Raw genomic sequence first — 16,635 nt, 5'->3', positions numbered from 1 at the left:
TATTGTTCTGAACGGGCATTTTTCTTATACACATCGGGGCCGTATCTTCATAACAGGCATTTACAGCCGATCATTTAGCAAATATAGATGAGAAACGCACCGATGACTGCGTGGCGTCCTTTGAACCAGATTGTCAGGATGAAAATACTGCCTTGAAAACAAAAAGTCTGACCGTGACGGTGGTGAGCGGGGTTATTTTGATGTCGGGCTTTCGTCTGTTTATATAAAAAGGGCATCAACGGCACATGCTGTTGATGCTTTTTTTGAAATGCTAGGGTTTGGAGAGCACTTCAATTCCGACGTTGACCATTTTGTCCAGTCCCATAAAAGACAGGCAGATTTTGGCGCGTCTTTTTCTTTTATCGATCTTTTTAATAATGCCTTCCATTCCTTTAAGAGGCCCTGAGGCAACGGTTACTTTTGAATTTTCAATATAGACTTTTGAATAATCTACAGTGTCTCCTTCTCCGATCAGCCTGATAATAGGGAGGATTTCTTCATCATTAATTGTCGTGAAATAGGTTTTACGCTCTTTGGAATAATATGCGCCGTTATTTACGATTCTGCATGAAATGGGGAGTTCTTTGATTTTATGAAATGTCCGCTCTGTCATCTTTGTTTTAAACAGCACATATCCCGGAAACATTTTTTTGAGTGCCTCGTATTTGATTCCGGCTTTTCGTTCTGTGACTTTTTTCTTGGGTATGATTGAGTAGAGAGCCTGCTCATCAAACTGCAGACGCAGAAATTTTTGCACTGCTTCTTCTTTTCCCGACTCTACAAAAAGTGCGTACCATTTCATGACTGATCCTCCTTAGAATAATAAGAAATTATTATACAAAGAAAGTATTTAATGGATAATATTTAAAATGATTAAAAAATTTTCTATTTCGTCTTTTTTTTACATAATATATGAAAATGAAAAATAAGTATAGACCCAATTGACAGAGAAGCGATGAATTTTCTTTGACATGAAAAGGGTTCAGAGAATTATCTGACATTTTATCCACCGAACATAAAACTGTGAAATAAATGTCAGAAAATAAAGAAAAAACCCCTTGACATTATTAACTATAAATTGATATTATTCTCTTTAAATAGCAACTATTTGTTAAATTTATTAAATTAAAGTAAAGCACCTATTAAATTTCAATCGCTGTTTCGGCACGTTGAAGAGGAAATAGGGATTATAAAAATGATTGTAGTGTATATATCTACATATACATGATAAGGGAGAAGTGTGCCGTCACGGCTGTTTTCGGGCATATTGGCACTGCAGCTTGTCATGAGAAACATTCAGTAAACAAGCAATATGTTTTTATATAAATTATGTTAGAAAAGGAAAACACAATGCGTTTGCGATTTTTAAACCTGTGCTGAATCGCAAACGCGTTTGTGTTTTTATTTTTATGCCGGTGTTTACACCAGTCAATATATGAGATAAGAGACGTTTTTGTATTGAGAACCACATGTGGTGTGCAAAATTGACGATGCGGAAAGGATGGGGATAAGATGCTTACGTTTGTTTTCCCGGGGCAGGGTTCTCAATTTAAAGGAATGGGAGCCGGACTGTTTGATGAATTTCAAGATCTGACACGTCAGGCTGATGACATATTAGGCTACTCTATAGAAGAATTGTGCCTGGAGGATCCGAATCACCAGCTGGGGAAAACGCAATTTACCCAGCCGGCGTTATATACGGTGAGTGCACTCAGTTATTTAAAGAAAATGAAAGAGTCCGGCAGAGAGCCAGATTACGCCGCAGGGCACAGTTTAGGAGAATATAATGCGTTATTTGCGGCCGGCTGCTTTGATTTTAAGACCGGTTTGCAGCTTGTGAAAAAAAGAGGGGAGCTCATGAGCAAGGCAGCTCCCGGAGGCATGGCGGCGGTTTTGGGGTTTACGGCTGAACAAGTAAAAGATGTTTTATCCGATTATCATCTGACCGGCATTGATATCGCTAACCATAATTCACCTTTACAAATTGTGATCGCCGGAACGAAACAAGACATTGAAAAAGCGCGCCCCGTCTTTGAAAAAGCCGGCGTGAGAATGTACCTTCCTTTAAATGTGAGCGGCGCTTTCCATTCCCGCTATATGAAAGATGCTGAAAAAGAGTTTGCGGATTATTTAGAAGAAACGGCGTTTTTGCCTCTTCGTTTTCCGGTGATCTCAAATCTTCATGCCGCACCTTATAAGAATGATGAAATCAAAACAAATCTGACTTTGCAAATGACCAATCAGGTAAAGTGGACGGACACGATACGCCGTCTGATGGGACTTGAAAATAATGAAATTACAGAAGTCGGGCCCGGGGAAGTGCTGACAAAACTGACGCGGCAGATTAAAAAAGATGCCGTCCCATTACCTATGCCGAAAGAAGAGTCTGATATTGCTGATGTTACAAGTGCGGCAGCTGATTCACAAAAAACGGCGGGAATGAGATTAGGGAACGAAGATTTTAAAAAAGATCATAACATCCAATATGCTTACATGACGGGCTCCATGTACAGGGGAATTGCTTCGGAACAGATGGTCATTAAAGCGGCAAAAGCGGGAATGCTGGGCTTTTACGGAACAGGCGGATTGAGTATCGAACGGATCGGACAGGCCATCGGAACCATCCGGTCTGCACTGCGGCAAGGGGAAACATTCGGAATGAACCTTCTTCATCATATGATGTCACCTGACAAGGAAGTCAGAATGATAGATTTATATTTGAAAAACGGCATTCATCTTATTGAAGCATCGGCATTTATGGGCATAACCCCCGCTCTCGTTATATACAGGGCAAAGGGATTAAGCAGGAATCATGACGGATCGGTGTCAGTTCAAAACAGAATCATCGCGAAAGTATCTCGGCCTGAAGTCGCTGAGGCCTTTCTGAATCCGGCTCCGGCTCATATGCTGGAAAGACTTGTGTCTGACAATCGGCTGACAGCCGGGGAAGCGGCGCTTGCAAAAGAAATTCCGATGGCTGATGACATTTGCGTTGAAGCGGATTCAGGAGGGCATACCGACCAAGGGATTCCGTATACTTTAATGCCTGCCATGATCAGACTCAGAGACCGCATGATGGAGAAGCACGGTTATGCGAAAAAAGTAAGAATCGGCGCAGCCGGCGGCATCGGCACTCCGGAAGCTGCTGCTGCCGCGTTTCTGCTCGGCGCCGAATTTATCGGAACCGGTTCTATTAATCAATGCACGGTCGAAGCCGGGACAAGCGATTCAGTGAAAGATCTGCTTCAGGAAGCGAACGTGCAGGATACGTCATATGCTCCCGCGGGAGATATGTTTGAAGCGGGAGCAAGGGTGCAGGTGCTGAAAAAAGGCCTGTTTTTCCCGGCCAGAGCCAATAAACTCTTTGACTTGTACAGACAATACAATTCTTTAGATGAAATAGATGAAAAAACGAAAACATTAATTGAAGATAAGTATTTCCAGCGCAGTTTTGAAGAAGTGTATGAGCAGTTGAAACATGATAAATCTCCTGAACAGATCGCCAAAGCCGAACAGAATCCGAAACACAAAATGGCGATGGTATTTAAATGGTATTTTTCCCATACGACGAGGCTCGCTCTGGAAGGAAAAAGCGAAAGTAAAATAGATTACCAAATTCATTGCGGCCCTGCACTCGGCGCATTTAATCAATGGGTGAAAGGAACCCCGCTTGAAAATTGGAGAAACAGGCATGTCGATCTGATCGGCAAACAGCTAATGGAAGAAACAGCCGGCCTTCTTGCGCAAAGGCTGGTATCGATTACAGGCTGAGTATGACCGGACATTACATTTTTTCTGCGGAGGACTACCATGCTGATTGAAAATCATGAATTAACGATGAGCCATGTCGGGTTAGGGAATTTGAATGAGTACGCGCTGCTGCTGTTATTCGGCAACGCACACAGTCACCATTTAACGGACGGAACGGGATTCCGGCCTGATCAGATGGCCGATCACCAAGGGCTGATTTTGTATCCGGCTTATTTTATGACACATCTCAAAGTTCCTTCAGATAAGCCTCTTGATCAGTACCGATTATGGGACGAGGTTTCCGTCGGAGTCGATATCTCCCGGTTTGGAGAAACCATATTAGAATCTGATTATTTGTTTGGGCCGAAAGGAGCGGTCAGCACTGATAAAAGCGAGTGGGACCGCGGGCGGTTTCCTTCTATGAAAGCCAATAGTTTAATTGTCGTCGACGTCACACAAACAGAAGGTTCGACCCGCAAAGTCTCAGCGCCTAAGGCTGAATGCATTGCGGAACTTTCTAAGCTAGCCAAGCCGCCTTACGCGCTGATGCGGTCAAAGAAAATCAGAACGGATGCTTTCGGTATGAAGCCGGGCAACCTCAAAACAGCAGACCCCGTTTCATATCGGGTTCCTGTTGATCAGGATGCTGCGCCGGGGCATGCCATGGTGTTTGCGAAATTCAGCAAGATAATGGATGCGGCGGAATTTGAATGGATGACGCGCCGGTCGAAGCCGGGTTTTCCGGTTTCAATCGCGCGGCATTTATTTTTGCTTGAGAGAGAGACGTATTATTACGGAAATTGTTTTGCAGATGAAGAGCTTGATATTTATATGACGGGACACATTGAAGAATGCGATCCCGACTTTCACGGTGATTCCCTCGGTATGATCTCAGTGGCGAAAATCAGCTATCAGATTGAAGTCTATATGAAAAGAAATCATACATTGCTGGCCATTTCCAAGGTGGATAAGCTGCTGGCGGTGCCGACCTCTTCACAAGATCATATTCCGGATTATAAACGGGTCATCAGAAGTTTATAAAATGAAGAATGGAGCTGAAAGCAAATGGAACAAACCAAGGAAATGAAGCAGATCATCGCTCAAATCATCCAGGACATTCAAGAACAGCAGTCATATCGGGCCGTCGAAGCGGGAGATGATGTGAGAGTCATAGAGGATCTGGGCTTCTCATCACTGGATATCGCTCAATTAGTCGCACAGATGGAGATGGAAACCGGAGTAGATCCTTTTTCCCAAGGAGAAACAATTTCCAGCATTACAACCGTCGGCAGCATTTGTGATATTTATCAAAAATATATGGACAGTGCTCAATCATGATAACAGAAAGCGGGGGAGATATCAGCTGGGTGACTGATAAGCTTAGGGAAACGCAAGACAGTGAGTTTCTCATTTTTAAAGGGCAGACTTTTACGTATGATGATTTGCTGACACGAATCAGCTTTTTTCAGAAAGAACTTGAACAAAACGGAATACGTGAAGGAGAATGTGTGGCGCTTATCGGGGATTATTCCCCGAACGCCATTTTTTTGCTGATGGCGCTTCTGTTAAACCGAAATATCGTTGTCCCTCTCAGCAATGAATCAAGGGAAAAGCATCTCGATATGTTTGAAGACGCGAAAGTGAATCAAATCATTGAAATAAATGAAAATGACAGCTGGACGCTTCGTGAAGGTTCTAAAAGCGCCTCTCACCCTCTGCTTGATGACCTGCGAGAGAGAGGAGAGTCAGGCATTATTATTTTCACATCGGGAACCTCCGGCAAAAGCAAAGCATCCGTGTTAAGCGCCGGCCGGCTGCTTGAAAAATACAAAACGGCGAAAAGAAAACCGCTGCGTACACTCATTTTTCTGAAATTGGATCATATAGGCGGCATTAATACGCTGTTTGCGATTCTGTTTAACGGGGGAACAATCGTCACATCAGACAGCAGAACGCCGGAGTCCGTTTATCGGGCGGTCGACAAACATGCTGTCCAAGTACTCCCCGCCACCCCGACCTTTTTAAACATGCTGCTGATGTCCAAGGCGGATGCCGGCTATAACCTCTCTTCACTCCAGCTGATCACTTACGGCACAGAACCGATGCCCCTATCAACGCTGCGCGGCATTCACCGGCTGTTTCCGGGTGTACGGCTGAAACAAACATACGGATTAACTGAACTGGGTATATTCTCAACGAAATCAAAAGACAGCCAATCCACTTGGATGAAAGTAGGCGGTGCCGGAACAGAGACCAAAATTACCGGAGGCACGCTTTGGGTCCGTTCTGAGTCGGCGATGCTCGGCTATTTAAATGCACCGTCACCTTTCGATGAAGACGGATGGTACGACACCGGTGACCAGGTGGAAACAGACGGCGAATATATAAGAATTCTCGGAAGAAAGAGTGAAATTATTAATGTGGGCGGAGAGAAAGTTTTTCCGGCAGAGGTGGAAAGCGTTTTTCTGGAGATACCGAATGTCCGGGATGTTCTCATAACGGGCAGAAAAAATCCGATTACGGGCGAGATTGTCGCGGCAGAGGCCGTACTTGAAAAAGAGGAAGATATCAAATCTTTCAGAAAGCGGGCCGTAGCTCATTGCAGACAGAAGCTGCAGCCGTATCAGATACCGCAGATCATCTCTGTTACAGATCGGAAACTGTCTAATGACCGATTTAAAAAAATAAGAAACGTGTAAAACAGGAGGTACATATGAATAACGGAAAAGTAGCGGTCGTCAGCGGAGGAAGCCGGGGGCTCGGAAAAGCGATTGTTCAGGCGCTTTTGGATGAGGATTACAAAGTAGCCGCTTTCAGCCGCAGTGAATCTGATTTTATTAACACATTGAGAGAGAGTGAAAAGTACCGCGGCCGTTTTTATTGGGAAGCGGCGGATGCGGCGGATGATGCCGCCATGAAACAGTTTGTTCTTCAAGTATACCGCAAGTTTTCCAGAATAGACGGCTTGGTCAATAACGCCGGTTTGAACCTTGATCAGCTGCTGCCCCTGACAAATGATGATGACATTGACCGCATCCTCAATCTGAATATCGGTTCAGTCATCAAGCTGACCCGAAACGTTTCCCGGGTCATGCTGAAACAAAATTCCGGATCAATCGTTAACATAAGCTCCATTATCGGCTCAAGAGGATTTAAAGGCACTTCTGTCTACAGCGCATCCAAAGCGGCTCTTGACGGCTTGACGCGAAGCCTGGCCAGGGAGCTCGGGTCCAAAGGAATCCGTGTCAATTCACTTGCGCCCGGTTTTGTGGACACCGATATGACGAAAAATATGCCGGAAAAACAAAAATCGCAGATTATCAGAAGGACGCCGATGGGACGTTTAGGCGAAACAGACGATATGACCGGACTCGTTCGTTTCCTGCTTTCTCCTGAATCGTCCTTTATGACCGGACAGACAATGGCAATAGACGGCGGATTAACTTGTTAAAGCACAGAAAAATTCTTTTGTACAAGGGATGGTATCCTCATGAAATGTATTAACGAATTTTTAAGAACGGTAATAGCGCAAAAGCTGGGTGCCGAGGTGACCGAAGCAGAAGATAAAACCGCTTTTTTTACTCTTGGCGTGACGTCTCTCATCAGTGAAGAAATCATGACCATATTGCATAAAGAATTTACCGGCCTTTCTGAAACGCTGCTGTTTGAATATCCGAACATTGAGAAATTGAGTGAGTTTTTAAGTGCGCAGAAACGAAATCCCGAAAGCGTTCTTGAATTCAAAGAAACGGAGCCTGATACGGGAAGCCGGCTGGAAGAAGAATTGCTTCCTGTACAGGCGGCTGAAAAGGTGCCTGAACCGGGAACGGACAGGAGTTCTGATATTGCGGTTATCGGAATGAGCGGGATGTTTCCGAAAGCGGAAAACCAGCATGATTTTTGGAACAACTTAATGGAAAATAAAGATTGTGTCTCCGAAATCCCTGAGGACAGATGGGACAGCTCTTATTACTCGGAAGAGAAAACGGCAGAATACGCGTCATACAGTAAATGGGGAGGTTTTATTGATCGTCCGGATCGATTTGACCCGCTGTTTTTTTCTGTTTCCCCGTGGGAAGCTGATTTAATGGACCCTCAGCAAAAATTGTATGTCACGTGCTGCTGGGAAGCGATGGAGGATGCCGGTTACGGGAACCCGGCGGCGAGGCCGACGGATCAAATCGGTGTATTCGCCGGAGTGACCTGGAATGAATATTCATTAATTGCACACGAAGAAGGTTTCCTCAAAGATCAGTATAAAGGCCCCGGCTCCTTATATTGGGGCATTCCGAACCGGGTTTCTTATTTTCTTGATCTCCATGGGCCGAGCATCGCTGTTGATACGGCGTGTTCTTCATCGCTTGTCGCCATCCATCAGGCTTGTCAGGCCATTATGTCGGGCGACTGTGAAATGGCGCTTGCCGGAGGCGTCAACCTCAGCTTACACCCGCAAAAATACATGTTTTTAAGCCAATCGCATTTTCTGTCTTCTGAAGGAAAATGCCGCAGCTTCGGTGAAGGCGGAGACGGTTACGTGCCCGGTGAAGGCGCGGGAGCCGTTTTGTTAAAACCATTGAAAAAAGCGATTGCGGACAACGACCACATCTACGGTGTCATTAAGGGGTCCGCCACTAATCACGGCGGCAAAACGACCGGGTATACGGTGCCGAATCCGGAAGCGCACCGGGACCTGATTTTATCCGCTATAAACAGAGCCGCGGTAAGTCCGGCGGATATCAGCTACATTGAAGCTCACGGTACCGGCACGGCACTCGGCGATCCGATTGAGATACGCGGTCTGTCTATGGCATTTGAGAAACAGACCGATGAGAAAAATGACTGCGGAATCGGCTCGGTGAAATCCAATATCGGACATTTGGAAGCGGCTGCAGGGATCGCCGGTTTAATCAAGGTGCTTTTAAGCATGAAACATGAAACGCTTCCCGCCAGTCTGCACGCCGAGGAACTGAACCGCAAGATTTCTTTTTCTGATTCGCCATTTTATGTCGTCCGAAACAACCGGCCGTGGCCGGCTGAAGGAGATAAACCGAGAATCGCCGCAATCAGTTCATTCGGCGCAGGAGGCTCTAATGCTCATCTGATCGTAGGTGCTTATCAGCCAAAACGGCAAGCGGACGGGAATACTGAGCAAAAACCGCATGCGGTCGTACTAAGCGCACATTCCGAACAGCAGCTGAAAGAATATGCCGGGAAATTAAGCTCTTTTCTTACCCGATTGGAAAACCCGCCTTCTGCCGGCGGATACAGCCTGGAAAATATCGCTGCCACCCTATTGTCAGGCAGAGAGCCTTTCTCCTTCCGGCTTGCTGTCATTGCATCATCCCTTTCAGAGCTGAAACAGCGATTGAACGGATTTGTAAGCGGTCACAGAGACGGAAGGCATATTTACTTCGGAAAAGCGTCACCTGGGCGGCCGGACGTTTCAGGCCAATCCGTTTCAGATCCTGAGAAATTTGCCGCGCTGTGGGTGAAAGGCTTTCAAGATTGCAAAAAGCCGGAAACGCCGTATCAGAAAGTTCCGCTTCCTACGTATCCGTTTTTAAAGGAAACGTCCTGGCTGACCGATCAAAAAAAGCGGTATACAAAAAAGCCTCAAAATACCAAAAGTCGTGAAGCGCTGCATCCTCTGCTTGATGAGAATGTTTCATCCGCCCGGAAAGGGACGTTTCAAAAGATATTTTCCAAGGATGAATATTTCTTTAAAGATCATTTAGTGAACGAAAAATATGTGCTTCCCGGAGTCTGTCATCTGGAAATGGCGGCATACGGCGCGGGATTGTGGGGAGAACGCCCGGTCGTCTCTCTTCAAAGTGTGTGGTACATGGAGCCGATTGTGACAGGGACAGACCCAACATCCGTCATGATAGAGTTTGAAGCAGAAAAAGAGCGTATAAGCTATGTCATTAAAGAAAAAGGAGCGGACGGCACCCTCTTTTCGCAAGGAGAAGTGATTTGTAAAGAAAAAGGAGCGCTTTTTGAGGCCCCGGTCTTTCAGCTCCCGGCGCCATTTACGCAGAGAACGGAGCCGAAAGGCATCTATCACTCGTTCTCTAAGGCGGGAATCGTGCAAAAGGACAGTTTTCAGGTCATCCGCGAATTCTCTTATACAGAAAGGAAAGCACTGGCCAAATTAACGCTCCCGTCACACTTGGAAGCCGATTTTAAACAGTACATCCTGCATCCGTCCTTAATGGATGGCGCTGTTCAAACTGCAATGGCGCATGTGCTGCAATTTCAAAAAGAGCCTGCGCTTATCGTACCGTTTTCCTTCGGAGAAATACAGCTGCTTGAACCGTTAGCGAAAACCGTATTTGTGCATGCGGAGGTAAAAGCGGCCTCCGTTCACCAATTTGATCTGCATATTTGTGATGAGCGCGGCGTGCTGTTGGCGGCAGTGAAAGATTTTATCATAAAAGAGGTGCAGGAAAGCGCCGGGTTTAACCAAAAAGCCGGCGCCACGCCGAAGAAAAGCCGTGAAACAGAATTGCTTATGACACCGGTTTGGAACACCGTCACCATTCCGGAAACCGGCATGTCTTTCATGCGTGAAGAAAAAATAATCGTCATCGGGGCCGGGCCGGATTTTCAGCAGGCTTTGAAAGAGATGTATTCCGATGTCAGTTTTCCGGACATCACTTCTTTGGACAGCGCGGAACAAATGGCTGAAACACTGAAAGCGCAAGGCTCTTTTCAACACATGATATGGGCGGCACCGGATCATCCCATTCCATCCGTTTATGATGCGGATACGGCCGGCGGACAGGAGCACGGGGTCATGCAGCTTTTCCGGCTGGTAAAAGCGCTTCTGCTTCTGAATTTTGACACGGAACCACTATCATTGACAATCTGCACGTTTCAAGCACAGCCGATTCATGAACATGATGAGGTCAATCCGCTTCATGCAAGCATACACGGATTAGCGGGATCGCTCGCAAAAGAATACACCAATTGGAGCATCCGGCCTCTTGATTTGGAATCTCAAAGGGGAGACCGGCATCTTCCCGATGTCTTTTCTTTACCGGCGGACCCCGAGGGAAATCCGTGGGTCTTTCGTGCAGGTCAGTGGCACCGCCAGCAATTGGCCGTCTGCCAGCCTCATGCAGATGAGCCTTCGTTATACCGGCACGGCGGGGTTTATGTGATAATCGGCGGAGCAGGCGGAATAGGAGAAGTATGGACTGAATATATGATTCAGACCTATCAGGCGAAAATTGTCTGGATCGGGAGACGGAAAAAAGATACACAGATTGAAAGAAAGCTGAAAAGACTTGCGGCTTTAGGTCCCGCACCGCAATATTTCAGCGCGGATGCTGCGGATTATGATTCTCTCAAGCGGGCGTATGACACCATTGTGAAGGAAAATGGACAGGTCCTCGGAATCGTTCATTCCGCCATCGTGTTATCAGACAGAAGCTTTGCCAATATGGAAGAGGATCAGTTCCGCGCTTCACTTTCTGCAAAAACTGATGTCAGCTTGCAGATTGCCCGGGTAGCTGAAGGGGAACCGCTGGATTTCTTGTTGTTTTTCTCTTCGATGATGTCGTTTCAAAAAGCGCCGGGACAGAGCAATTATGCCGCCGGGTGCACGTTTAAAGACGCTTTTGCTAAGCGGATCTCACAAAAAGCGCCGTATGCCGTAAAAGTTGTCAATTGGGGTTTTTGGGGAAGTGTCGGCGTCGTGGCTTCAGAACAATACCGGAAACGGATGGAGCGGGACGGCGTCGCTTCTATTGAGGCGCCCGAAGCGATGAAAACGCTGGAAACCCTGCTTTCCGGACCTCATGACCAGTTGGCGCTGATCAAAATGACAGATCCGGTTTTTATGAAAGACGATCTGAAAGAACAAGTAACGGTTTATCCGGAAAAGATTCCTCCCGCACTCGGACAATTAGCAGTTAACATCATGCAGAATGACGAAGCTGAGCGGTTAAAAGCATCAAGTGTAATGAGCTGCATGAGAGAGATGGAGTCCCTCATCGAAAAAATGCTTGTATCAACCCTTTATGAGATGGGCGCAAGGCTTGATGAGACTTTGCCGTTATTTCAATCAGCTGCCGGCATAACGGAACAATACAGCAGATGGCTGAAAGAGAGCTTTGTCTTCCTGACTGAATTAGCGCAAACGGATCTAGGGCAAATGTGGGAGGAATGGGAGCGGAAAAAAGAGACTTGGCTGCGCCAGAAAGACATGAGGGCGCATGTCAGATTGGCAGAAGAGACATTGCGTGTGCTTCCAGACATTTTAACCGGTAAGCTTCCGGCAACGGAAGTGATGTTCCCTGACTCCTCCTTCCGTCTTGTGGAAGGCATTTACCGCAATAATATCATTTCTGATTTTTTCAATGACAAGCTTGCTGACACATTGATTGCAGTGCTGCGGGAACGTCTGGAAAAAGACCCGCAGGCGAAAATCCGCATTTTAGAAATCGGGGCCGGAACGGGCGGGACGAGCGCCGCGGTCATGAGAAAATTGAAACCGTATGAAGCGCATATTGCCGAATATTGTTTCACGGATATTTCTAAAGCATTTCTTTTACATGCAGAAGACATATTCGGTCCGGAATATCCTTATGTCACTTATAAAATATTCAACGCTGAGGAGCCGGTATCAACAGAAGCGCCGGACATCGGCACGTATGACGCAGTGATCGCGACCAATGTGCTTCATGCGACAAAAAATATACGCTCTGCGCTGCGCCATGCGAAAGCAATGCTGCAAAAAAACGGCCAGCTGTTTATAAATGAGATCAACAGCCGTACCATATTCAACCATGTGACGTTCGGCCTTCTTGAAGGCTGGTGGCTGTATGAGGATCATGATTTACGGATTCCGGGCTGTCCGGGGGTTGAGCCGGCCGGCTGGGCGGAAGCGCTTTCGCTTGAAGGATTCGTCCATCCTCTGTTTCCGGCTGAAGCCGCACACGACTTAGGCCAGCAGATTATAGCGGCTGAAAGTGACGGAATAGTCAGGCTTGCCCTCCCGCAGGCATCAGAAGAAAAACCGGAGCGCCGTCCGTATGACGCAGATGGTCTTTCGGATAATACCTTGCATTTCAGCTTGAGAGAAAAAAGCGTTGAACTGATGAAGAAGTTAATCGGTGAAGCGCTTAAAGTGCCGGCGCATCGCCTTTTATCCCATGAACCTTTAACCGCATACGGATTGGATTCCATACTGGTCGTCAGACTGACCAACGCGTTAAAAGACGTCTTCGGTTCTGTCAGCAGCACTTTGTTTTTTGAATATCAAACCATTGATGAGCTTGCTGATTACTTTCTGTCTTCCCGTAAAGAAGCGCTCGAGCGGCAATTCGGGAATGGACGGGCTCATCTCGAAAACGCCGGACGGGTGCAGGCTCCCGCAGAAAGCGCCGCGCCGATTCCAAACGTAAGAGAACGGGGCATCACATATCTGACGGAATTAATAGGAAAAACGCTGAAGATTCCGAGCGGGAGAATGGATGCGTCGGTTTCCTTAACCGCATACGGTTTGGATTCTATTCTGGTCGTCAGGCTCACAAATGCTTTTCGTAACGTGTTTGACCAAATGACCAGCACCCTCTTTTTTGAATATCAGACGATAGAAGAAATCGCGGATTACCTGCTTCTTTCTCAGCGGGGAGCATTTATGAAAGCGATGGGTGTGCGTGAGGAGCAGCTGTCTGATCACACAGATAACCTGAATGTAAAACAAAACAAGATTCCTCAAAACGAGGAAGGCAGCAGGACAAACGGAGATCCCTATATCCAGGATATCGCTGTCATCGGTCTGTCAGGCCGGTATCCGGGCGCCGATCACGTTGATGAGCTGTGGGAAAATGTAAAAACCGGCAGGCATTCTATTACTGAAGTGCCGAAAGATCGCTGGGACTGGAAAACGTTTTATAACGAGGAACGCGGAAAATGGGGGTCCATTTATTCGAAATGGGGCGGTTTCCTCGATGACATTGATAAATTTGATCCGCTGTTTTTCCGTATATCTCCCGCGGAAGCTGAAAGGATGGATCCGCAGGAAAGGTTGTTTCTGCAGACTGCTTATTCAAGCATTGAAGATGCGGGGTACACCCCGGCCGCGCTTTGTGACAGCCGGAAAATCGGAGTCTTTGTCGGTGTGATGAACAGCAATTACCCGACAGTTCCCAGCGACTGGTCTATCGCAAACAGAGTATCGTTTTTGTTCAATTTTCAAGGGCCGAGTATGGCTGTGGATACAGCATGCTCTTCTTCTTTAACAGCTGTTCATCTCGCTGCAGAAAGCCTGCGGAGCGGAATGAGTGAAACAGCGATTGCCGGCGGAGTCAATCTTATCGTTGATCCGGCCCACTATGAGCGGCTGTCCGCTTTTTCAATGCTGTCTCCCGGTGATAAATGCAAATCTTTCGGAGACAGTGCGGACGGTTTTGTTGACGGTGAAGGAGTAGGGGCGATTGTGTTAAAGCCGCTTGCTCAAGCGGAGAAAGACGGCGATCATATTTACGGCGTTATCAAAGGAAGCATGCTGAACGCAGCAGGCAGGACAAACGCTTATATGGTGCCGAATCCGAAAGCGCAGTTTGATCTGATCGCAGAGACGTTGAAACGGACAGACATTCACCCGAGAACGGTCAGTTACTTGGAGGCCCACGGAACGGGCACTGCGCTCGGTGATCCGATTGAAATCGACGGGTTAACAAAAGCTTTTCGCCTGACAACAGAAGACAGGCAGTTTTGTTCCATCGGTTCAATTAAATCAAATATCGGACATTTAGAAAGCGCTGCCGGGATTGCGGGGATCACCAAACTGCTTTTGCAATTGAAACATAAGAAGATTGCCCCTTCATTGCATGCGGCGGAATTGAATCCGAATATTGAGTTTGAGCACACTCCGTTTTTCGTACAGCAAAAAGAAACGGAATGGAAACGACCTGTCTTGAATATCACGGGTGAAATGAAGGAATACCCGAGAATTGCCGGCATTTCCTCGTTTGGAGCAGGAGGTTCAAACGCACATGTCATCATTCAGGAATATGTGCCGTCTGACAGCTTGAAACCAATGGAAAACGCGTCTGTTTCTCCGCAAAAACCGGCTGTTATTATTTTATCAGCGCGAAATGAGCAGCAATTGACAGAGCGCGCCCGCCAGCTTCTGGATGATGTCATAAGAAAAAAACGTTCTGACGGAGATTTGACCAAGATCGCTTATACGCTTCAGGCAGGAAGAGAACCGATGGCTGAGCGGCTTGCATTTACGGCCGAGTCGATAGAAGAACTGAAAATGAAGCTTATGAGTTTCTCAAACGATCATAATATCGAACATGCTCATATCTGGCGGGGCAGAACTGCCAAACATCATTCATTGGCGGCTTCGCTCACTTCTGATGAAGATATGGCGCTTACCATAAATGCCTGGCTGAAAAAAGGGAAATACGGAAAGCTGCTTGACCTTTGGGTTAAAGGACTTGACGTCGATTGGTCAGCTCTTTATCAGCGCAACCCGGGCCGCATCAGTCTCCCGGCTTATCCTTTTGCCAAAGACCGATATTGGGTCACAAAAGCTGATGTGTCACTTGACAAAACAGGCTCAGCGGAAAGTGAGAAAGCAGCCAGACTTCACCCGCTGCTCCACGCGAATACATCGACCTTTACCGCCCAGCGCTTTACTTCTGTTTTTTCAGGGCGTGAACCGTTTTTTGCCGATCACATCGTCAATGGAAAACCGGTGCTTCCGGGCGCGGCTGCTTTAGAAATGGCCCGGGCCGCCGTTACACTTGCCGCTGAGGGCTTGCCGGGCGGGAAAGCGGGTGTCCGGCTCAAACAGATCGTTTGGCTCCGTCCGGTGACGGCGCTTTCTGAAGGCGTGACGCTTCATGTAAAGCTTCAGCCGGAAGAAAACGGAGACATCGCTTTTGAAGCGTATGCCGAAGGAGAAGAGCCGCTTGTCTTTTTCCAGGGAAAGGCCGTGCTCGAAGAGACGGAGCGTGCTCCTGTACTCAATGTGGAAGCGGTTCAGGCGCGCTGCGGCGGCCGGCGTATGTCAAAGGCTGAGTGCTATGAAGCATTCGACAGCCTCGGCATTTCCTACGGACCGTCTCATCAGGCGCTTGACGCCGTCTATGCCGGGAGCGGAGAAGTGCTCGCAAAGCTCACTCTTCCGCCGTCCGCCCGTGAAGAAAAGGAGCTGTTCATTCTGCATCCGAGCATGCTGGACGCCGCCCTTCAGGCTTCTATCGGTCTCGTGCTCTCAGACGGTTCCGCGTCCGGACGGCCGTTTCTGCCGTTTGCCCTCCAGGATATGCAGGTGTTTTCTGCGTGCCGGGAGACGATGTGGGCGGTGCTCTCCTCAGCGGACGGCGCCTATCATCTTGAGCTGTGTGATGAAAACGGCGAGGTATGTGTCCGATTGACGGGGCTCACCGCCCGTTTTCTGGAAGAGGAAACGGAGGGAAAACCGCTCTTGCTTCAGCCAAAGTGGCAGGAATCACCGCCGGGTGAAGGCGGACAAGAAGAGTCTTTCAGATACGTGACGCTGTATGGCGGAATGAATGCTGAGGACATAAACGGCGCCGTATGTGCGGCTGACGGCGAAGGTCCGCTTGAAGACCGTTATGACGCCTGCGCGGCGGAGCTGTCAGCGATCGTCACCCGTCTTATCAAAGAAAAACAGAAGAAAAAAACGCTGATCCAGCTTCTTGTCCCCGACAGGGGGGAAGACAATGTATTGGCGGGGCTGGCCGCTTTTCTGAAAACGGCTCACCTTGAACATCCGAAGCTGTACGGCCAAGTCATCCAAGCCGATCCGGACGAGCCAGCATCATCGCTTTTTGCCAAACTGAAAGAAAACCGGGTGCATCCTGAACAAGCGGAAATCCGTTATGAAGACGGCAAACG

7 protein-coding genes are annotated in these 16,635 nt (G+C 47.6%); 6 read left to right on the top strand and 1 reads right to left on the bottom strand.

From position 1 onward, the window contains the following. Positions 1 to 271: 271 nt before the first annotated feature. Positions 272 to 802 (bottom strand): antiterminator LoaP, encoded by a 531-nt coding sequence (gene loaP, locus AC1DN5_RS07505; protein WP_366969185.1) that lies wholly within the window; start codon positions 800 to 802, stop codon positions 272 to 274. Positions 803 to 1,512: 710 nt separating this feature from the next. On the opposite strand from loaP, the gene fabD reads away from it, so the two are divergent. From fabD to AC1DN5_RS07475, 6 genes are all read left to right on the top strand, one after another. Continuing rightward, entirely contained in the window at positions 1,513 to 3,771 is a 2,259-nt protein-coding gene (gene fabD, locus AC1DN5_RS07500; protein WP_366969186.1) for an ACP S-malonyltransferase, read from the top strand. 39 nt (positions 3,772 to 3,810) lie between these two features. Next, positions 3,811 to 4,791, top strand: a complete 981-nt coding sequence (locus AC1DN5_RS07495) for an LnmK family bifunctional acyltransferase/decarboxylase (protein WP_016939201.1) — start codon at positions 3,811 to 3,813, stop codon at positions 4,789 to 4,791. A 24-nt stretch (positions 4,792 to 4,815) separates the two neighbouring features. Then, complete coding sequence (locus tag AC1DN5_RS07490; protein ID WP_003153264.1) at positions 4,816 to 5,088, top strand: acyl carrier protein; 273 nt, start codon at positions 4,816 to 4,818, stop codon at positions 5,086 to 5,088. Continuing rightward, a complete protein-coding gene (locus tag AC1DN5_RS07485; protein WP_095241636.1) occupies positions 5,085 to 6,449 on the top strand; it encodes a long-chain fatty acid--CoA ligase in 1,365 nt (454 codons plus the stop codon). Before AC1DN5_RS07490 ends, AC1DN5_RS07485 begins: the two co-directional genes overlap by 4 nt. Positions 6,450 to 6,463: 14 nt before the next feature. Continuing rightward, on the top strand, positions 6,464 to 7,201 hold the full coding sequence (locus AC1DN5_RS07480) for an SDR family oxidoreductase (protein ID WP_049626971.1): 738 nt from the start codon (positions 6,464 to 6,466) through the stop codon (positions 7,199 to 7,201). A 39-nt stretch (positions 7,202 to 7,240) separates the two neighbouring features. Then, a partial coding sequence (locus AC1DN5_RS07475; RefSeq protein ID WP_476982767.1) for an SDR family NAD(P)-dependent oxidoreductase occupies positions 7,241 to 16,635 on the top strand: 9,395 nt, incomplete at its 3' end.

This window comes from Bacillus sp. 01N42_2 (assembly GCF_056399565.1).
The sequence above is the reverse complement of the archived record's forward strand: the minus strand, read 5'-3'. Positions and strand labels throughout refer to the sequence as shown.

What these genes read in the sequence shown, in the direction of transcription:
- loaP (WP_366969185.1), bottom strand. Translation starts at nt 802, where the DNA reads ATGAAATGGTACGCACTTTTTGTAGAGTCGGGAAAAGAAGAAGCAGTG.
- fabD (WP_366969186.1), top strand. Translation starts at nt 1,513, where the DNA reads ATGCTTACGTTTGTTTTCCCGGGGCAGGGTTCTCAATTTAAAGGAATG.
- AC1DN5_RS07495 (WP_016939201.1), top strand. Translation starts at nt 3,811, where the DNA reads ATGCTGATTGAAAATCATGAATTAACGATGAGCCATGTCGGGTTAGGG.
- AC1DN5_RS07490 (WP_003153264.1), top strand. Translation starts at nt 4,816, where the DNA reads ATGGAACAAACCAAGGAAATGAAGCAGATCATCGCTCAAATCATCCAG.
- AC1DN5_RS07485 (WP_095241636.1), top strand. Translation starts at nt 5,085, where the DNA reads ATGATAACAGAAAGCGGGGGAGATATCAGCTGGGTGACTGATAAGCTT.
- AC1DN5_RS07480 (WP_049626971.1), top strand. Translation starts at nt 6,464, where the DNA reads ATGAATAACGGAAAAGTAGCGGTCGTCAGCGGAGGAAGCCGGGGGCTC.